The following is a 23,978-nucleotide window of genomic DNA, read 5'->3' as shown; positions in this document are numbered from 1 at the left end:
TTATTGATGTTTGTTTTTTAGGTAATTGTAGGTTTGCACTTGCGCCCTAACTTTGGTTGTGAGCCTGTTTTTATGATATTTATTATTGTTAAGCTTAGTGATGTCCCTGGCTTTTACATTGTCCTGCAACTGGAATTCAATGATGTCCCTGATTTCATGGCGTACATCTTCGTCCAGTACAGGAAAACCTACCTCTACCCTATGCTCAAAGTTACGGCTCATCAAATCTGCTGAGGAAAGAAACATCTCCTCCTTTCCGTGATTCCCGAAGATAAATACCCTTGCGTGTTCAAGGAATTTGTCGATGATACTAATGACAGTGATGTTCTTGCTGAATCCTTCGATTCCTGGAACTAACGTACAAATGCCCCTGACGATCAACTTGATCTTGACGCCTGCATTGCTGGCATCGTAAAGTTTTTCAACCACCCCCTCGTCTGCAAGGCTGTTTACTTTTAATATCATGTAAGCAGGTTTGCCCTGTTTTGCTATTTTGATCTCCCTGTCGATCAATTCATATATCTTATTGCGTGATTCCAGCGGAGATACGATCAGGTGTTTGAAACCTTTTATTACTGTCTTCTTATTGAGTGCGGTAAATAGTTTGATTAAATCTGATGTAATCTCTTTCTTAGCCGTAAATATGCTATGATCACAATACAGCTTTGCGGTCTTTTCATTGAAGTTACCCGTAGCGAGGTTTGCGTAATAAACTGGTCTTCCTTTCTCTATCCTTTTCACCAGACAGATCTTGGAGTGTACCTTATAGTCTGTCAGCCCATAATTTACATGCACGCCCTCTTCCTCTAATTTACTGGTCCAGAAGATATTGGCCTGTTCATCGAACCTGGCTTTCAGCTCGACCAGGCAATTGACTTTTTTTCCATTCTTAGCGGCATTTATCAGGGCGTTAATGACTCTGGAGTTTTCCGCCAACCTATATAAGGTAATATGGATCTCAGTTACCTTAGGATCTATTGCGGCTTCGCGTAAAAAGAGGATGATATAATCATAAGACTGATACGGCAGGTTTATGACATAATCCTTTTCCTGCAATTTATTGAAAATGCTTTCCGTACGGTGCAGGCCATGGACTTTCAACGGCACATTTGGTGCATATTCCAGATCTTTGGAGCCTACGTTTGGAAAGGCAATAAAATCACCAAAACGATGATACCTGTTCCCGGGGATCAGACTTTCTGCTTCGATCTTTAATTTGCTGATCAGCACAGTGAGCATATCAAAAGGCATTTCTGTATCATAAAGCAACCTCATGGGTTTGCCCTTTTTCCGCTTATCAAGGCTCGTCTTTAATTCATCGATAAATTTATCGCTGATGTTCTTATCAATGTCAAGCTCTGCATCTCTTGTCAGCTGGATAGAATAGGCATCCAGAACATCATAATTGAACACATAAAAGATATCATCAAGACAATATTTAATGATGTCTTCGGCAAGAATGATAAATTTCAGTCCATTCGTTTCTGGTAATACCAGGAATCTGGGAAGATCCGGTGGGAGTTCTATCAATGCGTACTTCGCATTCCTTTTAGATGTCTTTCTTGAAAGACGGACAAAGAAATACAGATACCTGTCTTTGAGCTCTGGAAATGGCTTATCCATATCCAGCATGATCGGGACCAGGTTAGACAATATCTTATCCCTGAAATGATTACGGACAAACTCTCCTCTAGAGACGTTCAACTGTGTTTCGTTGAGGATAAAAATTCTGTTTTGGGCCAGTTCGTTTATTAGGGTCGCCTGGAAGAGCAACTCAAATTTGCGTTCCTGTTTTACGACTATATTCTTGATTTCATTGAGGACTTTGCGGGGACTAAAGCCCAGTAAAGCTTTGGATTTATCATTCAGATTGGAAAGGCGGGTCATAGTGGCTACCCTGACTCTGTAAAACTCCTCCAAGTTAGAAGAAAAAATAGAAAGAAACTTTATTCTCTCAATAAGGGGCACTGTTTCATCTGCAGCTTCTTGTAAAACCCGCTCGTTAAAATACAACCAACTGATTTCCCTGTTTAAAAACGGTGCCTTTTTCTTCGTCATATATTAATTAAAAGAGTGGATGTCCGAAGAATTGCCTCAAGGGACATCCACCGCTCAAAACTGCATATTCTTTTGTTAAGTAATTGTTAATTATTCTTACTTATTTTCTGATGCTTTATTTTCTGTTGTTGCAGGTGCAGCGTCTATAGCTTTAACTTCGTCTTGTTTAGCAACAGTAGTTTTTACAGGTGCTTTTGAAGCAGGAGTTTTAGCCGTGGCCGGTTTGGCAGGAGCTTTTGCTGTTGGTTTAGCAGGTGCCTTTACAGATGTAGTACGGGCTGGTGCAGCTTTTTTTACGGGTGTTTTTGCTACCGGCTTCGCTGTTGCGGCTTTTACGACATCTTTTACTTCGGTCTTTACCTCATCAGCTTTTGCGGAAATTGCTTTAGCAACGGTTTTTACTTTTGAGGCGACTGTCTTTGCTGGTTTTGCTATAGCTTTTGCCGCTTTTTCTTCAGTTGCAATTGCGGCAACTTTAACACTTTGGGCAACGGGCTTTGCTTTTGCAACAGCTTTCGCAACTACCTTCTTAGCTTCCTTTGCTCCTTTTTTAACTTCTTTCTTAGCTTTAGCTACTTTTTTTGCTACAGGTTTTTTGGCTGCAGACACTTCATCTAATTTGTTCTCTACGGCAGCCTTTACTTGCTTGAACTTTTTAGACATTTTTTTGGCTACAAACTTACTCGCTATTTCTATATCCTTACCAATCTTCTCTGCATCGTGACCTAAATGTTTTACCACCTCAAGGATTTTATCAGTTAAGCTTTTCTCCAATTGTTTCTTGGCTGCTTTTTTTGAGCCTTTTTTTTGCACCTTTGACTTATTGGTTTTCATATACTACACTATTTATATTTTATGAATTTTTGTTTTTTTGTATGATAATTCCAGGAATACCTAAATCTAACATATTTTTAACTATAAAGCTATAATCATGCCCACTTTCGATATTGTAAGCAAAGTAGATGCACAAACATTTGATAATGCGATAAATAACGCAAAAAAAGAGATCCTTAACCGTTATGACTTCAATTCTTCAAACAGCACGATAGATCACGATAAAAAAACGAACGTAATTACTGTAGTAACAGAGGACGATATGCGCCTAAAAGCCATACAGGATGCAATCATATCCCGTATGATCAAACAAGGACTGGATGCAAAAAGCTTGGATTTCGGCAAGGAACAATATGCTTCAGGGAATATGATCCGAAAAGAAATTTCAATCAAAGAAGGAATTGACAAGGAAACCGCAAAAAAGATCGTTGCAAAGATCAAAGCGAGCGGATTGAAAGTACAGGCCTCAATGATGGATGACCAGGTTCGTGTACAGAGTAAAAACATCGATGATCTGCAAGGCGTAATTGCATTGTGCCGTAATGAAGATTTTGGTCAGCCTTTACAATACATCAACATGAGGAACTAATGGAAATCGAAGACAGTGGTTTTATTTTTTCTGACGATACGCAAAAAATAGATCCGGTTGCGGTACACCATTACCTCAGCAATCAATCCTACTGGGCAGAAAACATTCCACTTGATGTGGTGAAAAAATCTATAGAGAACTCACTTTGCTTTGGTATCTACAAGGATACCAAACAAATTGGTTTTGCCAGATGGATTACGGACAAGGCTACATTTGCTTACCTGGCAGATGTTTATGTAGATGAGATCTACAGAGGTCAGGGATTGTCAAAAAAACTAATGTCTTTAATGCTCTTTCATAAAGACCTTCAGGGTCTGAGAAGATATATGTTGGCCACTCAGGATGCTCATGGCTTATATGCACAATTTGGCTTTAAATCCATTGATCATCCTGATCGGCTGATGGCTGTAGTGATCAAAGATGCTTACAAAGAACTTTAATTAAAGGGTCTTCACATCATCTTCACTATAATCCTTAATATCGGTAATGTATCCGTTGACAATAAGAAAATCAAACAAGGGCTTGGCATCAGGTGTAACAGGCATATTGGTACTGGTAATCACCTCATTGGTCTTCTTATCAAGGAAAGGATAAGCAAACAATTTCACATTCTTATTGAACATATCACTTACATAACTCAATAGCTGACTTGCATAATTCTCTCCAAAGTTAGTCGAGTTGAACACGAACTTTAAGTTGTTGATGTTAGTAGAAATACCCACACTTTTAGGTCGGCAGCGATCAAGATATTTAGCCAGCTTATTGTGTCTGGCAAAGTTGGAAACAATTACCTTATTGCCCGTTTTGCACATCTCTTCTGCCCTCTTGGCCACCGCCGTAAGGTCTATTTCATCAGAAACAGCTTCATTTACAGAAAGCAGGTTTGACATCAATACTTCAATCAATACACTCAGATTTTCCTCCTGTACATTCTCTGTGCGCACAAACTGATCTACCGCTTTGTTGAGCATGCTAAAGTTCGGATTGGACTTTTGGGCGTATTTTGTACGGAGAATCATGATATCTTTCTTGTACAACAGGTCTTTAGGCAAACGGGGTCTGCCCGTAGAATCAAAGATAGCTGCATCGGAAAAGTCCTTAACGATCAGGTAAAGATTGAGCAAAATATTGTCTGCGCCTTTAAAGGCTGGCCCATTTACAGAGATTAGGTCAATTTCTACAGATCCTACGGTGAGGTTATCAGCCAGGGACTCAATCATCGCCTTATGGTCGTCATGGTAATAAAAGGCCGCATATACTAGATTGACACCAATGATACCCAATACATTTTGCTGCAGGGCAGCGTCAGTATCGAGCAGGCGCACGTGGAAAAATATCTCATTTGGCTCCCCATCAGGTTCAGTCTGAAAGCACAGGCCTATCCATCCATGAGGATCATTAGATTTGTTATAATTTAGAGTGGTTACTGTATTTGCAAAAGCGAAAAAAGTACGGTTGTCATACTTTTCGCTATGCAGACGCTCAGTAAGCAATCCGAATTCATGGCTCAGCATCTTCAATAACCTGGAATCACTTACATACCTGCCTGATTCTTCTACTCCATATATGGCATCGCTGAAGGTCATGTCGTAGGCCGACATTGTTTTGGCAACCGTACCGGAAGCAGCACCAGCGGTAAAAAAATTACGGGCTACTTCCTGTCCTGCACCTATCTCTGCAAAAGTCCCGTAAATCTTAGGGTTTAAGTTAATCTTTAGCGCTTTGCGCTTGGTATCAAGGATTTCTCTTTCCATTTTGCAAAATTAAGCAAACCGCTGAATTTGGACGATAAAATAACGCTGATGAAATCGGATTTCTCTTATCAAGATTATGTCTTAATAAGATGTTTCAGCGGGTATACTAGTCGCCGGCTGCAATCTTGCCGGGGTCTTCACGCTTTTCTTTTTTTAAAATCGCAGACAATCTGATCAGATCGGTATTGATAGCTCTCCTTATTTCGCGTTCCTTAAGCTTATCATAGCGTTTCAGTAAGATCATTACTTTAAAAATAACGACATCCTTATTGATCGAAATGGTTTTCACAGTCAGCCCCCCTTCAACCACGTTGTCTGAATAGTGCTCGATGGATTTATTAAGGTGATTCTCAAGATACTCAGGCGTATAACCATTGTTCAGCGACATCTCAAATTCTATACTCAGTTTCTTTGTATTCTGCTTTGACTGGTTGATGATCACCGAGCTGAAGGCAACCGAATTTGGAATAATGACCATATCGCTGTCTTCGTTTTGCAAAATCATGTTGATGAGTGTAATGTCCAGTATTTTACCTTCATGGTCACCGATCCTGATGTGATCACCCAGGGAAAGTCTGTCTGAAAACATAATAATCAGTCCGTTGATCATATTGCCAATGTAATCTTTGAAAGTAACAGCCAGCGCTGCCGCAACGATGGATACACTGAACACCAGTTCCTCGATCTTTACATTCCATAAAGTGGTAAATGCGACAACTAAAAACACCGTGTTTAGTATCGACACGATTCGGTTGATGCCCAGGATAAAATTATCCTTGATATTGCTTTTGAACCTATGCTTTCTAATGTACCAGTATATAATCACCAGTCTGAGCACCGATATGACCAAACTCGGGCCTAAGAAAACGAATATTGCAAGCGCAAGACTTCCTATTCTGGGATTTTCCTTATAGAACGTCCAATGGTCAGCATAGGAATCCTGGCTGATATAAAATGAATATACAAGAATACCAAAGATGATGGTCTTGATGGTTATCATCAACAATTCCTTACCGGTCTTTCTTTCGTTATCTTCTATCATGGGTAATAAATTAGCATTAAATTGACCTTGTACTGCATAAGCAAAGGTACAAAATACAACAATCTATCAGTTCAAATTGTTACCTTCGATTGATTCATATCTATATTATGGCAAAAAGGAAATCATCTCATCTGGAACTCGTTTTAATACAATTAATTAGCGATATTTTGGAGAAAAGCAAAAACGAAGCCCTGAATTATAAGCAAGTTTCAGCCAAATTGAATATTACTGATCCGTCGGGTCGCGAAACCATACTGGATGTCCTCAGGGAACAGGCAAAAAAAGGTGTCTTTCTGGAGCCTGAAAAAGGAAAATTCCGGTTAAAAGACCTTAAAACCTTTGTTACCGGCAAGGTGGACATGACTACAGACGGCTCCGCTTTTGTGGTGCCGGATGACGAGTTTGAAAAAGACATTTTTGTATCTGCCCGTAAGCTTCATAATGCTTTACACGGGGATCAGGTAAAAGTATATATCTACGCCAAGAAAAGTGGACGTAAAAATGAGGGCGAAGTCGTTGAGATCATCAAACGCGCTAAGACAGATTTTATTGGTGTGATCCGCATCTCTGACCGCTTCGCTTTTGTGAATGTAGACGACCGCAAGATGCTGCATGATATTTTCGTGCCCTTAAGTGATCTTGGAGGTGCTAAAAATGGGCAAAAGGTACAGGTGAGTATAACTGATTGGCCAGAAGGCGCAAAAAACCCGATAGGAAAAATTGTTACCATACTAGGCGAACAAGGTGAGAACAATACCGAAATGAATGCCATATTAGCGCAGTACGGGTTTCCCCTTGCTTTCCCTCCTGAAGTAGAACGCGAAGCGAATGCAATTCCTGAGCAAGTTACCGAAGCTGACCTCAAAGGCAGAAAGGATTTCAGAAACACTGTTACATTCACCATAGATCCTGCTGATGCGAAAGATTTTGATGATGCCATCTCCTTTAAGAAGTTAGAAAATGGCAATTATGAAGTCGGCGTACATATCGCCGATGTTTCTTATTATGTAAAGCCAAACAGCCATCTGGATAAAGAAGCTTATTCCAGAGCAACTTCGGTCTATCTGGTAGACCGGGTGATTCCTATGCTTCCGGAACGGTTGAGTAACGGAGTATGTTCGTTGAGGCCACATGAAGATAAGCTTTGCTTTGCTGCAGTATTTGAACTTGATGATGAGGCGAATGTAGTCACAGAATGGTTTGGTCGTACTGTAATTCACTCTGACAGACGCTTCTCTTATGAAGAGGCGCAGGAAGTGATCGAAACTAAAGAGGGAGATCATTCGGAAGAAATACTGAAACTCAATGACCTTGCTTACATCCTCCGCGACAGGAAATTCAAGAATGGCGCCATCAGTTTCGAAAGCACTGAAGTAAAGTTCAAACTGGACGAGACCGGAAAACCAATAGGCGTATATGTAAAAGAGCGCAAGGATGCCCATAAGCTGATTGAAGACTTCATGCTGCTTGCCAATAAAAAAGTGGCTGAATTCATCTCCAAAAAGGACAAAGGCAAAATGAAATACACCTTCGTATACCGTTCGCACGACTCCCCTAACCTCGAAAACCTGGGTAACTTTGCATTGTTCGCAGCTCGTTTTGGTTATAAAATCAACATGAAATCGGATAAGGAGATTGCAAAATCACTGAATTACCTGATGGAGGATGTGGAAGGTAAGAAAGAACAGAATGTGCTTACACAACTGGCAATCCGATCGATGGCCAAGGCTATCTACACCACAAAAAAAACCAGTCACTACGGTTTAGCTTTTGATCATTATACACACTTTACTTCCCCTATACGAAGGTATCCCGATGTGATGGTGCACAGGCTGCTGGCAGCTTATTTAAACAATGAGAAGTCAGCAAATGAAGAAGAGTACGAAACTGCTTCATCACATTCATCCACTATGGAGAAAAGGGCGGCAGATGCTGAGCGTGCTTCCATTAAGTACAAACAGGCAGAGTATTTAGAAGAAAATATTGGAAATATCTTTACAGGTATCATTTCGGGGGTTACCGAGTGGGGTATGTATGTAGAGATTATAGAAAATAAATGTGAAGGCATGATCAGACTGAGAGATCTTTCCGACGACTTCTATGTACTGGATGAAAAAAACTACTGCATTATAGGACAGCGTAAAAAGAAAAAATACCAATTGGGTGACGAAGTCAAAGTCAAAGTTAAAAAAGTAGATCTGTCTAAACGACAGATTGATTTCTCACTAATACAAGATTAGATAACACATTAAATAAGAATGCATTCTCCTTCAGAACTATTACAAAAGATAGAACAAGCAATAAATAACATACAATACCCGCCTCACCCGGCATCATTATATGAACCAATAAGTTATATTATGAGCCTTGGTGGCAAACGCATCAGGCCTACTATGCTGCTGATGTCTGTAGACCTGTTTAAAGGAAGCATAGAGCGGGCTATCCCGGCAGCACTGGCCATTGAAACCTTTCACAACTTCACGCTGATCCATGATGACATTATGGACAATGCCCCACTTCGCCGAGGCAAGCAAACGGTACATGAAAAATGGGGCGATAACACCGCCATTTTAAGTGGAGATGTAATGATGGTAGAAGCTAACAAGCACTTAACCAAAGTAGATGTTACTATACTAAAACCAGCATTGGACACCTTTAATGCCACTGCTCAGGGAGTTTGCGAAGGGCAGCAGCTGGACATGGAGTTTGAATCCAGAAATGACGTAAGCATTGATGAATACATCAATATGATTCGCCTAAAGACCGCCGTTCTGGTAGGTGGTGCAATGAAATTGGGTGCCATTGTATCTAAAGCGGGTGATGACGAAGCTGAGCTGATCTATCAGTTCGGAGAAAATCTTGGAATTGCGTTCCAGCTTCAGGATGATATCCTTGATGTCTACGGAGATCCGGAAAAATTCGGCAAGCAGGTGGGTGGCGACATCATTTCCGACAAGAAAACTTTCTTAAGGCTAAAGCTACAGGAGTTGGCGAATACGAATGACCTTAATAGATTAAATGCACAACGCCTGGAAGATAAAGCGGATAAGATCAATAATGTAACTTCACTTTATGATCAGTATAAAGTAAAGGAACATGCTACATTAATCATGAAGGAGTACCTGGAAAAGGCATTTATGGCGTTGGAATTAATCGATGTACCAGAAGAACAAAAAAAGGAACTGATACTCCTCGCAAATCAGTTGATGAACAGAGAAAGCTAGTTATTCAATAACAGTGCATAAAAAAGGCCTCAACATTTGTTGAGGCCTTTTCTTTTAATAGTATCTTAAAACTATTCTGCAGGAGCAGCTTCTGTTTCAGTAGATTCAGTTGCAGTTTCAGCTTTAACAGCTTTTTTAGCTGGAGCTTTCTTTGCAGGTGCTTTTTCAGCAGTTTCTTTTGCAGGTACAGCAGCTTTAGCTACTTTCTTTGCAGGTGCTTTAGCTACTTTCTTTGCAGGTGCTTTTTCAGCAACAACTTCTTTAACTACAGCTGTAGGTAAAATAGAAACATAAGATTTATTGTCTTGTTTCTTTTTGAAGATTACAGTACCATCAACCAAAGCGAATAAAGTATGGTCTTTACCAATACCTACTCCTTTATCAGGATGATGTTTTGTACCGCGCTGACGTACTAAAATGTTTCCAGCGATAGCTTCTTGTCCACCAAAGATTTTGATACCTAAGCGTTTGCTATGCGACTCACGTCCGTTTCTGGAACTACCGGCTCCTTTTTTATGTGCCATCTTGTTTTTATATTTTATAAATTACCTGTTAACCAGGAAATTCAATGTTTAACAAATAATTATAAACTGATACCAGAGATCTGGATTTTGGTGAAATACTGACGGTGACCGTTTTTCTTTTTGTAACCTTTTCTACGTTTCTTTTTGAAAACGATTACTTTATCACCTTTTAAATGAGACACGATTTTAGCTGAAACAGTCGCGCCTTTCAATGCAGGAGCTCCTACAGAGATTTTACCACCATCTTCAACCAACAATACATTGTCAAATTCAATACTAGCGCCTTCATCTCCTTGCAAACGGTGTACAAAAAGGTGCTGGTCTTTTGCAACTTTGAATTGCTGTCCTGCTATATTTACTATTGCGTACATTGTTAAATAATTATTATTTTAAATTGTTTATTTTTTTTATCGAGGTGCAAATATAGAATTTATTTTTATAAATACACAACACCATTCATTATTTATTACCGTAACGTTGTTCAGCATCATTAATGCTTTGTTCAATCAGTTGAGTCATCTGTTTTGCCAATCCCTGAAGCTTCGGTATTTCATTATAATCAGTCAGATAGGTAACAGTCTTGGATTTACGTTTGTAATTGAACTGAATCACATAACGCAATACTTTTGAAGTTTTTAAATCTGTACCCTTATTGGCTATCAAATCCGGGAAATTCCAGAAACCAAGCTCGTGGGCCTTCCCATGCAGATAAATGATATCATTAGACCTAAGCTTAACATTAGTTGTCACCAGCGAATCCCTGGTATCTTTGTAATGATACTCACCTGTAGCTGAATTGTATGAATTTTCAAGATTCTCGCCTGGCCCCCACTTATACACAATCGAAACAAACTCTGTCGACTTAAATGGTGCATTCTTAAACATTGGGATGTAATAGATTACGCAATAGGCTAGAAAAGGCACTATAATCGTAAAAGCTAAGAATATTTTTTTTGTTTTGCTACTCATATATTATACTTCCTGTGTTTCTAACTGATCTGGGTTGTACTCACCCTCCCATTTGGCGATTACTACTGTCGCCAGACAATTCCCGATTACATTCAGGGATGTCCTGCCCATATCCATCAGCTCATCTATACCTAAAATAGCTGCAATGATAAATGTTGGCAAACCAAACTGGTCTGCTGTTGCGATTAAAATGATCAAAGATGCTCTTGGAATTGCAGCTACTCCCTTACTGGTGATCATTAATGTAAATACGATTAAAAGTTGGTCTCCAAACGACAAATGCATACCCGCTGCCTGGGCAACAAAAATAGAAGCCAGAGACAGATATAAGGTCGTCCCATCCAGATTAAAACTGTATCCGGTAGGGATCACAAAAGAAACAATCTTACGGGGTACGCCAAACTTTTCCATAGCGCTCATTGCCTTTGGAAGGGCGGCATCTGAACTTGTCGTTGCAAACGCAATAGATACCGGTTCCTTGATTGCATTGATAAACTTGCCGATAGGCAGTTTAATATACAAGGCGATCGGAAGTAGTACGATTAATATAAATGCAATTAATGCTGCGTACAAAGTAGCCACCAGCATAAACAAATGCATCAAAATATCAACCCCCATATGCCCCACGGTGTATGCCATTGCAGCACCTACACCAATTGGGGCAAAATACATGATCACATTAGTGAATTTGAACATTGTCTCCGACAAACTCTCGCAGAAATCCACCATTGGTTTACGTTTCTTTTCGTCCACCATTGCTAATCCAACTCCAAAAATGACAGAGAAAATTACGATTTGCAGGATTTGCGCATCGTAGATAGACTTAGCTATATTTTCCGGAAAGATATTTCTAAAAAACGCTAATGTTTTATATAACCAATGTACATTATCAGGCAAAGTTTGCAGGATACTCTCATCAGCAAGATCCTTCACCGGCTTAGGCAACTCATTGTGAGGCATATTTTGGATATTAACCCCTACCCCCGCCTGAGAAATATTAATTGCCGCCAATCCTATAAATAACGCAATGGTAGTAGCGCAATAGAAATAAAGCATAGACTTCCAGGCCATTCTGCCAACCTGCTTTAAGTCAGAATGGCCGGCAATACCGTATACAAGCGTAGCAAACAGAATAGGCCCCACTATAGTTTTAACCAACTTAATAAAGCCCTTGCTAAGTGGTTGCAGGGCAACAGCAACATGAGGGTAATCAATCCCAACAAAAACTCCAAGGACCATACAGACCAAAATCCAGGTAGTCAGGTTTTTTTTCATGATTGCGTAGACTACAAGTTCAAGTCCCAGAATCCATCTGGTTACCATCATCAGATTATCCGGAACCGGGAGAATATTAAATTCTTTGGAAACCCCTAAAAGAATTGCAAGCGTAATAAGAATAAATGTAATTAACCCGATACGGTTTTGTTTCATACAGAAGGTTTTATTTTGAAGCAACAAAAGTAATTAATTGCGCTAAGCCCGCAAACATTTATTATTTTTGATGTTTCCTGCCATGTAACATTTCAGGTCCAGGAGAATCAAACACCCATTAGCCGTTAATTAATGGAAAAAAAAGACCAGTTATTTAAGCAGATTTTCGACACCAACTCTAAAAAGATATTCCATTTATGCTATGGTTACACCGGTGATGAAGACTCGGCTAATGATTTACTGCAGGAAACTTTTTTAAAGGTCTGGCAGAATCTGGATAAATTCCGTAACAAATCACTAATATCAACCTGGATATACCGCATTGCAGTAAACACCTGTCTTACTTATCTGAGATCGGAGAAAAGACAGGCAAAAGATGAGCTCACAGAAAACATCATAGAAAACCGTGCTGAAGAGTTCTCTGAAAAAAATGAGCAAATTACTTTGCTGTACAAGTCCATATCCAAATTGGAAGAAAATGACCGCTTGATCATTACCATGGTGCTCGACGAACTACCTTATCATGAAATAGCAGAAATATCCGGGATTAGTGAAGGAAATCTTAGGGTAAAAATTCATCGTATTAAACAAAAACTTACCGAATTATACAATCAGCATGCAAGAATTTGATCATATACAATCACTTTGGCAATCACATTCGGTTGAGGTAAAAATCTCTTCTGATGAAATGCTTGCGCAGGCAAAGAAAGAAGTTAATGGGATCCGAACCAGGTCACTTTTCAATATTCTTGGAATGGTGTTATCTTTCGCTGCCATTACAGGGTTAATTATATTTTTTCAGTTTAATTCCTGGACCACACTTGCAGGACTGAGCATCATAGTTGCATCTGTAGCCGTCTATACACTTATCCTTTATAAGGATTACAGAATAATCGCACAAAACGATTTCACCGAACATCCCAATGCATTTTTATCGAGACTTAAAATATACCAGCTCAATAAATTCACCATATACAATAAGCTCTATTGGTTTTACGCCATTGCACTGTCGATCGGGTTCATTCTCTACTTCTATGAGATGCTGGATAATCTGAATATTTGGGCACAAGTTGGCATTATCGCATTTACTATATTCTGGATGACGCTATGTGCCACTATTTTGCGAAAAGCCTACATGAAACGTGAGAAAGAAAGGCTGGATCTGTTAATTGAAAAGTTTGAGAGGATCAGCGATCAGTTTAAAGAACAGCAATAATAAAAGTCATCCTGTTTTGATGACTTTTATTATTAACTAACCCAAATTTAAATTCATCCAAACTTATATGGGTTTACCTGATTCAAATATAAATCTGACAATGGGGATCTAGATAGGCGAAAATCACCCAAATGCTTTATTAAACATTAAATCTGTTCACATTGGTTATTTTCCATGCACCTTTCCTATCCTTTTCGATAGAAATGTAATTCTGCTGTACAAAGGACGGAAATTTAAAATCTACCCTTGCTAATATGGTACAGTCGTTGGTGGATAAAATCTCGAAATCAGTAGTACAATTTAGTTTGATCTCACCGCTTTTCTTATAAAAATCGATTATTTCGCTTTTTGAGTGTTGAATAACTTTGTCTTTCCTGTTGATTTTGATGACCGCACCATCTTGCAGCACAATATTAAAAAGACTTGCATTTCCATTTAAATTGGCCTTAACAAAGGCTTCAATAACTGAATTGGGTTTAACATTGATCTCGTTTATAGGACGGTCAGCTTTCGCTGAGAGTGTAGTAAAAGCCATACTTAGTACGACTAAATACATTAAAAATCGTGTTTTCATTGTGTTATTGTTTTTAAGGTTTCAAAGAACACCAGATGCAATTAATCAATACGGGAATTTACTCGGTGTAATTTTAAATGAACTCCTGAATAAACGCGTAAATGAACTTGGGCATTCGAAACCTACAATATCCACAATCTCACTTACGGAGTAATCTGTATTTTTTAAATAGTACTTAGCCTGCTGAAGTCTTACATCTGTTAAAAATTGGTGTGGCGATTGACGGTATGCCTGCTTAAAAGTGCGGAGCAAATGGTTAACAGATAAACAAGCAGCCAATGCTACATCATACAAGCAGATGCTCTTATACGAAATACTCATACTCAGTATCGTCGACAATGGGCAGGGATTTGATGTTGAACATGCAAAAAAATGGGCATGGTATCAATAACCTGTACGTAAGGGCCGAAAGAATCAACGCGGACTTTAGTATTACTTCCGATACAAAAGGAACGAATATATCCTTAATGATTAATTTTCCAACATTAAAGCATTTCAAAAATGTATAATCAGTCTATAGCGAGGGTCGTAATAATTGAAGATGATGAAACCATACGAGAAGGCTATGCCTATCTGATTAACAATACCTCTCCATACATAGTGGTTAATACTTATCCCTCTTTTGATCTCGCAAAACAAAAGATTAGCAGGGACAATCCCGATGTAATTATATTGGACATTCAATTACCTGGTACAAATGGCATCGAAGCTTTACCGCAATTAAAAAAAATGCTTCCACACACACACATCATCATGCTTACAGTTTATGAGACTGAAAAAACCATATTGGATGCATTGGCTAATGGCGCGTCGGGCTATTTCACAAAAAACACTTCCTCTGCAAAAATAATCGATGCAATAAGAGAAGTAATTCAGGGTGGCGGACCTATGAGTCCGGACGTTGCAAAAATAGTCATCACTTCCCTACAAAAAACCAGGATTCACCACTCACCAAAAGGGAAGCGCAAATCCTGGAATTAATATCAAAAGGTAAAGACAGGGGTCAGATCGCACATGAACTATTCATTGAAATAGAAACAGTAAAAACCCATATCAAAAACATCTATTTAAAGCTCAATGTGAACTCTAAATCTGATGCCATCAGGGTAGCAAAATCCAACCGCTTGATTTAGTGAATTACTCCCCTTTTTTAAGTTCTGAAATCTCGAAACTATTGCCTCTCAAACTATACTGAAGGTATTTCATATCACCTGCCTTTATACTGGTATCTTTAGGATTTACCAATAGATAAGTGCGGAAAAGCTCTCCATTTTTTATGCTGAATTTATCATCACCTGCATAGCTTTCTTTTGCTCTGCTGCTCAATGGAGGAAAACTAATCTTATTAAAACTACCACCTGAATACTCATAAACATTAAGATCCTTTACGTTCTTTTTACTAAGCAGTTCTATATAAATTTCAGGATCGCCATCATTATCCATATCCATATTCCAGGCATCAGTAATGATCCCTTTACGCTCATTGGAAAATGATTTATAGTTATTTCTGATCGAATCTGACATCAGAATGTTATAACCTCCTATACTGTCGACACCTTTCCCCCAGCTGATCAATTCAAAATTAATCCCTGGCCTGATCTCGATATCCTTATAAAAAACGAATTGCCCAGCGGGCTTCTTTGCTTCAGATGATGCGATCTCTGAAGTAGTTTTATCATCACCGGCACAAGAAGCCAGAAAAAGCAGTCCTGATAACATCAGAGACTGCTTTACTAAGTATTTCATTAATTTCATTTCTATTTTTTAATGCAAATACAATTAAATAGTTTATTTAGCTTTCAAATCTGCACCATTGTTTAAGATCGTCTCCGTAACGACACTTCGTCTGCCTCCTGGAGTGATAACGATCGTTTTCAATACACGTTTTTGTCCTTGAGGAACCACGACTTTGATTGGACCTTTATATAAATTACCATTTTCAGATGGACGCGTAAGGTCAAATGTGTAATAGATCTTAGCTCCCGGTACCGGTTCTTTCAACTCAATATTAAAATCCTGTCCGTTCATTACCTTGTCTTTCAGGCCTATTGGTGCCGGCACCCAGTAATTTATTTTCTCTCTGTCCAGTTTAGCCAAATGTAACGGCAAGCGTTCTTCAGAGAAGTTTTTAATGTCCTTACGTTCTACCGGGCTCCATGCAATTTCCGATAAAGAGAATATCCTTGGAAAAATAAAATACTCTACTTTTTCAGGCGTTCTCACATACTCTGTCCACAAATTAGCTTGAACACCAATTACATGTTTCTTTTCATCAGCGGTCAGTTCAGCGGGGATCGGATCATAAGAATATACTTTAGCATAATTCGATAAACCTCCGATGTTTGTCGGCTCATCAACAGACTCAGATTGTTTATGGTCAAAATACAGACCATTTCCATTAGGTGTCATGATTACATCATGTTTTTGCTTAGCTGCAGCAATTCCTCCGGCAGTACCTCTCCATGACATCACGGTCGCATTTGGTGCTAGTCCGCCTTCAAGGATTTCATCCCATCCGATGATAGAACGGCCTTTTGAATTCAGGTATTTTTCGATTCTCTGGATAAAATAGCTTTGTAGTTCATGTTCATCCTTTATTCCAAGCTGTTTGATCAGTTTCTGACAAAACTCACTTTCTTTCCAGTATTCTTTAGGGCTTTCATCACCACCAATATGAATATATTTAGAAGGGAAAAGTGCAATCACTTCATCCAATACATTTTCAAGGAATTTGAATGTATTCTCACTAGGCACAAATACATCATCAAATACACCCCACTGCTGCTGCACTTGTTTTCCTTTTCTTGAGCCGGCCCATGGGGTTTTTGCATCTACAAAAGTATCTCTATCAGGGAAACAGCTCAATTCAGGGTAAGCCGCAATCGCAGCCGAAGCATGACCTGGCATTTCTATCTCCGGGATCACATTGATAAATCTTGCCGTAGCATAAGCTACAATTTCTTTCACCTCATTCTGAGTATAAAATCCTTTATAAACTTCGTTATCTGTAGCTACGCCAGGGTGGTGACCAATGATGGTTCCATTTCTGCTGCCACCAACACTGGTTAATTTGGGATATTTCTTGATTTCAATTCTCCATCCCTGATCTTCAGTTAAATGCCAGTGAAAAGTATTCAGTTTGTACTGGGACATGATGTCAATGTATTTCTTAACGAAAGCGACAGGGAACATATGACGGCCTACATCAAGGTGCATACCTCTATATTTGAATCTTGGATAATCATTTATTGTTGCGGCATTTACGACAATCTGATCATTCTTTTTCTCAGGAAGTAACTGAATGGCAGACTGTACAGCATAGAACAAACCCGCATCTTTACCTGTAATCGTTATTTTTTTATCAGTGATGTCAATGGTATAACCCTCAGCAGGTAACTTATCCGCTCCTGCAGAAGTAATCACAATTGCCCTATCACTCGCTCCTGCAGTTTTCACTTCTCTAAGGGCATATCCGGCTTTGGTTACAATTGCAGCATTCAGCAAATCTGTAACTTTGGCATTTGCAGCATCTGCAGACACCAATACTACAGTTTTGTCCAATTTAAAAGAACCGCTCTTTTTAGTTACAGATACCGGGGCAGGGATAATCCCCATATTGGCATCAGTTTGCGCCAATACATTTACCGAGATAAATGCCATAAGCGTAATTGATAATAATCTTTTCATGTGTGTGGTCAAATTTTTGATTGTATTAAGCCACAAGATAAAAAAATCTCTTAAGAAAAAGCACAAAAAAAAGGCAGAATCATAATGATTCTGCCTCATATCTAATAAAATGTCAATTAAGACAAAACTTTTACCTCATCTTCTTTAGCTGCAAGATAACGCTCAGCATCTAGGGCCGCCATACATCCCGAACCAGCAGCTGTAACCGCCTGGCGATAATAGTGATCCTGCACATCTCCACAAGCAAATACTCCTTCTACATTTGTTTTTGTAGAACCAGGTATTGTTTTCAGATAACCAGTCTCATCCATTTCCAACCATCCTTTAAAGATGTCTGTATTAGGTTTATGGCCAATCGCTACAAAAAATCCTTCAACCGGCAAATCAGATTCTGCACCTGTTTGGTTGTTCAGTACCCTTACGCCTGTTACATTTTTACCATTACCAAGAATTTCTTTGGTTTCTGAATTGTAAATTACTTCAATATTCGGGGTATTCATCACCCTGTGTACCATAGCTTTAGAAGCTCTGAATTCATCCCTTCTAACCAACATATATACTTTTTTACAAAGTTTAGCCAGGTAAGTAGCCTCCTCCGCAGCTGTATCACCCGCACCTACTATTGCTACATCCTGCCCTTTGAAGAAAAATCCGTCACATACAGCACAAGCTGATACACCAAATCCGTTATATTGTTGTTCACTAGGCAATCCAAGCCATTTAGCTGTAGCGCCGGTTGAAATAATTACGGTATCTGCAGTGATTGTTTTAATTTCATCCACGACAACTTTATGGGGCATCGAAGTAAAATCTACTGAACTTACGTAACCAAAACGGATATCTGTACCAAAGCGTTCCGCCTGCTTACGGAAATCTTCCATCATCTCAGGACCAGTTATTCCATTAGGATATCCGGGAAAATTATCAACTTCCGTTGTTTGGGTCAATTGACCACCTGGCTCCATGCCAGTATACATAACGGGCTTAAGATCTGCACGTGCGGCATAAATTGCAGCCGTATAACCAGCAGGACCTGACCCTATAATTAAACATTGAACGTGTTCTATTTCTTGTGACATATTTTTAATTGTATTACACAGCAAAATTACGCTTTATCCGGCTATCCAGCAAACCGCATAATGTAACAAATGCAACATTGTGATTTATAGATTATAATTGAACTTAGGTCTGGATTACACCCACATTAAACTGTCTCTTGATGGGCGACTGGTTTGCCGCTTCAATTCCCATCGAAATTACCTGTCTGGTGTCTTTAGGGTCTATAATTCCGTCAACCCAAAGTCGGGAAGCGGCATAATATGGTGTTGTCTGACTATTATAACGATCCGTAATTTCTTTCAACAGCGCTGCTTCTTTTTCAGGAGTTATCGCCTCTCCTTTTGCTTTAAGTGACGCCTCCTGAATCTGCAGCAATACCTTGGCCGCCTGGGTCCCTCCCATTACGGCAATCTTTGCGCTTGGCCAGGCATAGATCAATCTTGGATCATAAGCCTTACCGCACATCGCATAGTTACCTGCGCCATAAGAGTTACCGATAACAATAGTGAATTTAGGCACTACTGAATTGGCTACCGCATTGACCATTTTAGCTCCATCTTTAATGATTCCTCCGTGCTCAGATCTGCTGCCCACCATAAATCCGGTCACATCCTGCAAAAATACCAAAGGAATTTTCTTCTGATTACAGTTCATAATGAAACGGGTCGCTTTATCAGCACTGTCTGAATAAATTACGCCACCAAACTGCATCTCTCCTTTTTTGGATTTCACTACTTTACGCTGGTTGGCTACAATACCAACTGCCCAACCATCAATCCTTCCTAATCCACATATGATGCTTTGTCCATATAACTTCTTGTATTCTTCAAAATCCGAGTCATCTACCAAACGATGGATCATATCCAGCATATCATAAGGTTTCTCTCTGTTCTCAGGCAAAATCCCATAAATCTCCTCCTCTGCGAATTTAGGGAGACCTGGCTTTATCCGGTCGAATCCCGCTACCTCTGGCGCACCCATCTTGCTCATAATGTTTCTGATGCTATCCAGGCAAGCCTGATCATTTGGATGCTTATAATCTGTTACACCTGAAATTTCACAGTGCGTTGTTGCTCCGCCAAGGGTTTCATTATCTACTTCCTCTCCAATGGCAGATTTAACGAGGTAAGAACCCGCCAGGAATACAGAACCTGTGCCATCAACGATCATTGCCTCGTCACTCATAATTGGCAGATAGGCACCACCTGCCACACAAGAACCCATAATCGCGGCAATCTGAACGATGCCATCCGAAGACATCAGTGCATTATTTCTGAACATCCTGCCAAAATGCTCCTTGTCAGGAAATATTTCATCCTGCATAGGCAAATAAACCCCGGCACTGTCCACCAGATAGATTACTGGTAACCTGTTTTCCATTGCAATTTCCTGAGCCCTCAGATTTTTCTTGGCAGTCATAGGAAACCATGCCCCGGCTTTTACAGTCGCATCATTAGCGACAATCATGCATTGTCTTCCTGATACATATCCGATTCCGCATACCACACCTGCAGAGGGGCACCCCCCTTGTTCAGCATACATGTCTTCTGCCGCAAAAGCTCCGATTTCCAGAAACTTGCTTTCTTGGTCGATCAGATAGGCAATGCGCTCACGAACGAGCATTTTACCTTTCTCCTTTTGCTTCGCCGCACTCTTATCTCCCCCACCTTTATATATCTTTTTTAAACGTGTCTTTAACTCGTAAACTGACTGTTTATTAACGTCCTCGTTTTTATTGAATTCTATATCCATCGCAGGCAAGTTAATTGTATTTTTTTATGGAACAAAAGTCCAAATTAGGATTTGGTATAGAAACACCCTTAACTAAAGATCGTCATTCCGAATTTATTTCAGAATGACGATCAAAGTAAAAACCAGACTTTCGATTTAACCTTAGTCCGTATACTTCTTGAATATAGAAGTCGCTGTATGTCCACCGAAACCAAATGTGTTATTCACTACATAGTTTACCGGTTGGTGTACCGACGTACCTAAAATAAAATTAAAACCTTTAGGTATTGCCGGATCAATATCTTTGGTATTTATCGTAGCCGGAATGATGTCGTTCTTTACAGAAAGTACACTGATTACACTTTCTATTGCACCGGCCCCACCCAAAAGGTGACCAGTCATAGATTTAGTAGCGCTAATAGCTACAGGCAAATCACCAAATACTTTCTTAATACCATTTAGCTCACCTATATCTCCCAGACCTGTTGAAGTAGCGTGGGCATTGATATAATCAATTTTATCAGGCGTTATTCCTGCATCAGCCAAAGCTTTTGATATACCTAAAGATGCGCCTAATCCATCCGGAGGTGTTCCAGTCAGGTGATAAGCATCAGCAGCCATACCACCGCCAACCATTTCTGCATAAATATGCGCACCTCTTTTCACCGCATGTTCCAGTTCTTCAAGAATTAAAGCACCTGCACCTTCACCGATCACAAATCCATCTCTGTTTATATCAAATGGACGTGAAGCACCCTGAGGGTCTTCGTTATTTTTAGATAATGCCTGAGCAGCGTTAAAACCACCTACTGATGAAGGAGTAATTGCTGCTTCAGAACCTCCGGCAACCATTATAGTAGCCTTACCTAACCGGATAGTATCAAATGCATTTATGATCGCTGTGTTCGAAGAAGCACAAGCAGATACTGTAGCGTAGTTCGGTCCATGGAGTTTATTGCGAATAGAAATTACCCCGGCCGCAATATCAATGATCATTTTAGGAATGAAATAGGGGTTAAATCTTGGAGTACCATCACCCAGATGAAAATCTTTCAGTTGCTGTTCAAAAGTCCCTATACCACCATTTCCAGACCCCCAAACTACACCAACTTCATAACGGTCAGCTTCAGACATATTTTCAAAATCAAGTCCGGAATCTTTAATAGCCTGATCACTTGCAGCAATTGCATATTGAGTAAAAACGTCATATTTCTTTACTTCCTTCTTGTCAATATACTCTTCGGCATTAAAGTCTTTAACCTCAGCGGCAAAATTAGTTTTGAATTTTGAAGCATCAAATTTGGTTATTGCTGATACGCCGCTTTTTCCGGCCACAATATTGTCCCAAAACTCTTGCACTGTATTACCCAAAGGGGTTACAGCTCCTAAACCTGTCACTACTACTCTTTTCATATTTTACTTATTTTCTATTAACGGCTGCTCTTTTAAAAGCTTCCGGGTTAATTAAAATTGTACCCATCACCTATTTATCCCATTCAAGATTTTCTTTATCCTGAGTAAATTTGCGCTGCAATTTACAACATTCTTCTTAAATAAGCCATATGAAGTAATTTCAATAGATTCACATATCATTAGCCGCCCGACACATTAGCTGCCTAAGTTCCGCCATGTGCTCGTATCTACTCCGGTATCGCTCCGTATCTTCTAGGGTGTTGGTTCGATCCAGACCGAATCAACACCCTATCAATACCTTGGTAGATACGAACGCATAGCGAGCGCATCACCAGATCAGCGACAGTCAGCAGCAATAAGCACTGAGCTCTTGCTAAATCGAATTTAGGCAAAATTATGTGACCAAAATATTTTTGAATAGCGCTATTTATCGGCTACCTTTAGCTTACTAATCCAACATAATAAACTATTTAAAAACACACGATGAATTTTAGACAAACAATCTTCACCTCCACTTTAGTTATAGGAACGCTCAGTATGACAAATGCGCAGGAAAAAACAAAACCAGAGGAAACTGAAGTGTATACACCTATTCCCAAAATTGTAGAAGCAAAGGCCCTAACTACCCCTGCCCCTTCAGATGCGATCATTCTTTTCGATGGAAAGGACCTGAGCAAATGGGTCATGACCAATAACAGGGATCAGACTGCACAATGGACTGTAGCAAATAATGAATTTACTGTAAACAAAAAATCAGGGAATATAGAAACAAAACAAGCGTTCCTCAACTACCAATTGCATATCGAATGGAAAGTTCCTGCAAATATTAAAGGAAAGGGTCAGGGACGTGGTAATAGTGGCCTTTTCCTTGCTTCAATCGGCAAAGGAGATGATGGCTATGAATTGCAAATCCTTGATTCTTATAAAAATGACACTTATACAAATGGGCAGGCTGCAAGTATCTACAAACAGTTTGTTCCTTTAGCCAATCCGACAAACAAACCTGGTGAATGGAACTCTTACGATGTAATCTGGACCGCTCCAACTTTCAATGATGATAAATCAGTAAAAACACCAGCAAGGGTTACTGTACTTTTTAACGGTGTACTGGTACAAGACAATATTACTTTAAAAGGCCCTACTCAATACATCGGAGATGCGGCTTACAGAAAGGCACACGGAGCATCTCCAATAAAACTTCAGTCACATGGGGACCCAAGTGAGCCATTAAGCTTCCGCAACATCTGGTTAAGGGAATTGTAAAATACATAGATAAAAAACCCGTCATTGCGAAATACCATGCAATGACGGGTTTATATTTTATTGATTTTATCAGCCTGTCTTAACTTCTTTCAACAATACACTTTGGCTGATGAGTTATTGGAAAATTACACGAATTGGCTATGAAACACATTTTATGCGCCTGGGCGTGCAGTGCATTCGCCTGATCAACGTTTCCTTCTTTGTTGATGGTCACTTCCGGATTCAGGACTACTGAAGTAAAACGTCCGCTGCCATCAGCATTTTCTTCCATAACACCCACCGCTCTATCTTTGTAATCTAAAACTATGATTCCGTTTTGGGAGCATAGGTGCAAATACCATAACATATGACACGAGGATATGGAGGATACCAAGAGATCTTCCGGATTGTGTTTGCTTTTATCGCCCATAAATGCAGAATCAGAGGAGCCCTGTATATCCGCTTTATGATCTACCGAAATTACATAACTACGGTCGTATAACCTGTAATCCATCGTACCTGAACCTTTATTTCCTGTCCATACCAAACTCGTCTGGTATTCATGCATTTTAGCCATAACTATGTGTTTATACTTGATAATCCCAATTTAAACATTCTTGTGCAGGTTTCC

At 39.6% G+C, this 23,978-nt stretch carries 25 protein-coding genes; 9 read left to right on the top strand and 16 right to left on the bottom strand.

All coding sequences use genetic code 11. The annotated features are described in order from the left end of the window. Complete coding sequence (gene ppk1 / locus FA047_RS03300; RefSeq protein WP_136834548.1) at positions 1-2,058, bottom strand: polyphosphate kinase 1; 2,058 nt, start codon at positions 2,056-2,058, stop codon at positions 1-3. Positions 2,059-2,154: 96 nt separating this feature from the next. Continuing rightward, on the bottom strand, positions 2,155-2,892 hold the full coding sequence (locus FA047_RS03295) for a histone (protein WP_136834547.1): 738 nt from the start codon (positions 2,890-2,892) through the stop codon (positions 2,155-2,157). A gap of 97 nt (positions 2,893-2,989) precedes the next feature. On the opposite strand from FA047_RS03295, the gene FA047_RS03290 reads away from it, so the two are divergent. Together FA047_RS03290 and FA047_RS03285 are read left to right on the top strand one after the other, a co-directional pair. Beyond that, positions 2,990-3,481 carry a YajQ family cyclic di-GMP-binding protein gene (locus FA047_RS03290; protein ID WP_136834546.1) on the top strand — a complete coding sequence of 164 codons (492 nt, stop codon included), beginning with the start codon at positions 2,990-2,992 and terminating at the stop codon, positions 3,479-3,481. After that, the gene (locus tag FA047_RS03285; protein ID WP_136834545.1) at positions 3,481-3,921 is read left to right on the top strand and encodes a GNAT family N-acetyltransferase; all 441 of its coding nucleotides are present in this window, start codon (positions 3,481-3,483) and stop codon (positions 3,919-3,921) included. The genes FA047_RS03290 and FA047_RS03285 overlap by 1 nt, the downstream gene beginning before the upstream one ends. Here FA047_RS03285 and FA047_RS03280 read toward each other — a convergent pair whose 3' ends face one another. After that, positions 3,922-5,235, bottom strand: coding sequence for a nicotinamide mononucleotide adenylyltransferase (locus FA047_RS03280; protein WP_136834544.1), 1,314 nt, complete (start codon positions 5,233-5,235; stop codon positions 3,922-3,924). Positions 5,236-5,341: 106 nt separating this feature from the next. After that, positions 5,342-6,277: a mechanosensitive ion channel family protein gene (locus tag FA047_RS03275; protein WP_136834543.1), complete on the bottom strand. Its 936-nt coding sequence runs from the start codon at positions 6,275-6,277 to the stop codon at positions 5,342-5,344. A 107-nt stretch (positions 6,278-6,384) separates the two neighbouring features. Here FA047_RS03275 and rnr point away from each other — a divergent pair, with 107 nt between their 5' ends. Beyond that, positions 6,385-8,517: a ribonuclease R gene (gene rnr, locus FA047_RS03270; protein WP_136834542.1), complete on the top strand. Its 2,133-nt coding sequence runs from the start codon at positions 6,385-6,387 to the stop codon at positions 8,515-8,517. A gap of 18 nt (positions 8,518-8,535) precedes the next feature. Continuing rightward, positions 8,536-9,501 (top strand): polyprenyl synthetase family protein, encoded by a 966-nt coding sequence (locus FA047_RS03265; protein ID WP_136834541.1) that lies wholly within the window; start codon positions 8,536-8,538, stop codon positions 9,499-9,501. A 71-nt stretch (positions 9,502-9,572) separates the two neighbouring features. Here the strand turns inward: FA047_RS03265 and rpmA are convergent, their stop codons facing one another. From rpmA to FA047_RS03245, 4 genes are all read right to left on the bottom strand, one after another. Then, entirely contained in the window at positions 9,573-10,025 is a 453-nt protein-coding gene (gene rpmA, locus FA047_RS03260; RefSeq protein ID WP_136834540.1) for a 50S ribosomal protein L27, read from the bottom strand. 59 nt (positions 10,026-10,084) lie between these two features. Next, entirely contained in the window at positions 10,085-10,396 is a 312-nt protein-coding gene (gene rplU / locus FA047_RS03255) for a 50S ribosomal protein L21 (protein WP_008241463.1), read from the bottom strand. 88 nt (positions 10,397-10,484) lie between these two features. Further along, complete coding sequence (locus FA047_RS03250; protein ID WP_225872616.1) at positions 10,485-10,910, bottom strand: hypothetical protein; 426 nt, start codon at positions 10,908-10,910, stop codon at positions 10,485-10,487. An 87-nt stretch (positions 10,911-10,997) separates the two neighbouring features. After that, positions 10,998-12,425, bottom strand: a complete 1,428-nt coding sequence (locus FA047_RS03245) for a dicarboxylate/amino acid:cation symporter (RefSeq protein ID WP_136834538.1) — start codon at positions 12,423-12,425, stop codon at positions 10,998-11,000. Between the two features lie 132 nt (positions 12,426-12,557). On the opposite strand from FA047_RS03245, the gene FA047_RS03240 reads away from it, so the two are divergent. After that, positions 12,558-13,055, top strand: coding sequence for an RNA polymerase sigma factor (locus FA047_RS03240; protein ID WP_136834537.1), 498 nt, complete (start codon positions 12,558-12,560; stop codon positions 13,053-13,055). Next, positions 13,042-13,641, top strand: coding sequence for a hypothetical protein (locus FA047_RS03235; protein WP_136834536.1), 600 nt, complete (start codon positions 13,042-13,044; stop codon positions 13,639-13,641). The genes FA047_RS03240 and FA047_RS03235 overlap by 14 nt, the downstream gene beginning before the upstream one ends. A 139-nt stretch (positions 13,642-13,780) precedes the next feature. Here FA047_RS03235 and FA047_RS03230 read toward each other — a convergent pair whose 3' ends face one another. Both FA047_RS03230 and FA047_RS03225 read right to left on the bottom strand, forming a co-directional pair. Then, positions 13,781-14,197, bottom strand: coding sequence for a hypothetical protein (locus FA047_RS03230; protein WP_136834535.1), 417 nt, complete (start codon positions 14,195-14,197; stop codon positions 13,781-13,783). 63 nt (positions 14,198-14,260) lie between these two features. Next, positions 14,261-14,536: a helix-turn-helix transcriptional regulator gene (locus FA047_RS03225; RefSeq protein ID WP_136834534.1), complete on the bottom strand. Its 276-nt coding sequence runs from the start codon at positions 14,534-14,536 to the stop codon at positions 14,261-14,263. Between the two features lie 180 nt (positions 14,537-14,716). Between FA047_RS03225 and FA047_RS03220 the strand changes: the two genes are divergently transcribed. Continuing rightward, positions 14,717-15,196 carry a response regulator gene (locus FA047_RS03220; RefSeq protein ID WP_225872615.1) on the top strand — a complete coding sequence of 160 codons (480 nt, stop codon included), beginning with the start codon at positions 14,717-14,719 and terminating at the stop codon, positions 15,194-15,196. After that, on the top strand, positions 15,184-15,348 hold the full coding sequence (locus FA047_RS20765; protein WP_225872651.1) for a helix-turn-helix transcriptional regulator: 165 nt from the start codon (positions 15,184-15,186) through the stop codon (positions 15,346-15,348). Before FA047_RS03220 ends, FA047_RS20765 begins: the two co-directional genes overlap by 13 nt. Positions 15,349-15,352: 4 nt before the next feature. On the opposite strand, the gene FA047_RS03215 is transcribed toward FA047_RS20765, so the two are convergent. From FA047_RS03215 to fabF, 5 genes are all read right to left on the bottom strand, one after another. Then, a complete protein-coding gene (locus tag FA047_RS03215; protein WP_225872614.1) occupies positions 15,353-15,961 on the bottom strand; it encodes a hypothetical protein in 609 nt (202 codons plus the stop codon). A gap of 42 nt (positions 15,962-16,003) precedes the next feature. Continuing rightward, a complete protein-coding gene (locus FA047_RS03210; protein WP_136834532.1) occupies positions 16,004-17,902 on the bottom strand; it encodes a beta-N-acetylhexosaminidase in 1,899 nt (632 codons plus the stop codon). Positions 17,903-18,018: 116 nt separating this feature from the next. Further along, positions 18,019-18,981, bottom strand: a complete 963-nt coding sequence (trxB, locus tag FA047_RS03205) for a thioredoxin-disulfide reductase (RefSeq protein WP_136834531.1) — start codon at positions 18,979-18,981, stop codon at positions 18,019-18,021. 103 nt (positions 18,982-19,084) lie between these two features. Beyond that, a complete protein-coding gene (locus FA047_RS03200; RefSeq protein ID WP_136834530.1) occupies positions 19,085-20,713 on the bottom strand; it encodes an acyl-CoA carboxylase subunit beta in 1,629 nt (542 codons plus the stop codon). Positions 20,714-20,854: 141 nt separating this feature from the next. Then, positions 20,855-22,105 (bottom strand): beta-ketoacyl-ACP synthase II, encoded by a 1,251-nt coding sequence (gene fabF / locus FA047_RS03195; RefSeq protein ID WP_136834529.1) that lies wholly within the window; start codon positions 22,103-22,105, stop codon positions 20,855-20,857. Between the two features lie 483 nt (positions 22,106-22,588). On the opposite strand from fabF, the gene FA047_RS03190 reads away from it, so the two are divergent. Continuing rightward, positions 22,589-23,368, top strand: coding sequence for a 3-keto-disaccharide hydrolase (locus tag FA047_RS03190; protein WP_136834528.1), 780 nt, complete (start codon positions 22,589-22,591; stop codon positions 23,366-23,368). Positions 23,369-23,447: 79 nt separating this feature from the next. Here the strand turns inward: FA047_RS03190 and FA047_RS03185 are convergent, their stop codons facing one another. After that, positions 23,448-23,924, bottom strand: a complete 477-nt coding sequence (locus tag FA047_RS03185) for an OsmC family protein (protein WP_136834527.1) — start codon at positions 23,922-23,924, stop codon at positions 23,448-23,450. Positions 23,925-23,978: the final 54 nt, after the last annotated feature.

Origin of the sequence: Pedobacter frigoris, assembly GCF_005116445.1 — a bacterium.
In the GTDB taxonomy this organism is placed as follows: domain Bacteria; phylum Bacteroidota; class Bacteroidia; order Sphingobacteriales; family Sphingobacteriaceae; genus Pedobacter; species Pedobacter frigoris.
This window is presented reverse-complemented; position numbering and strand designations above follow the sequence as displayed.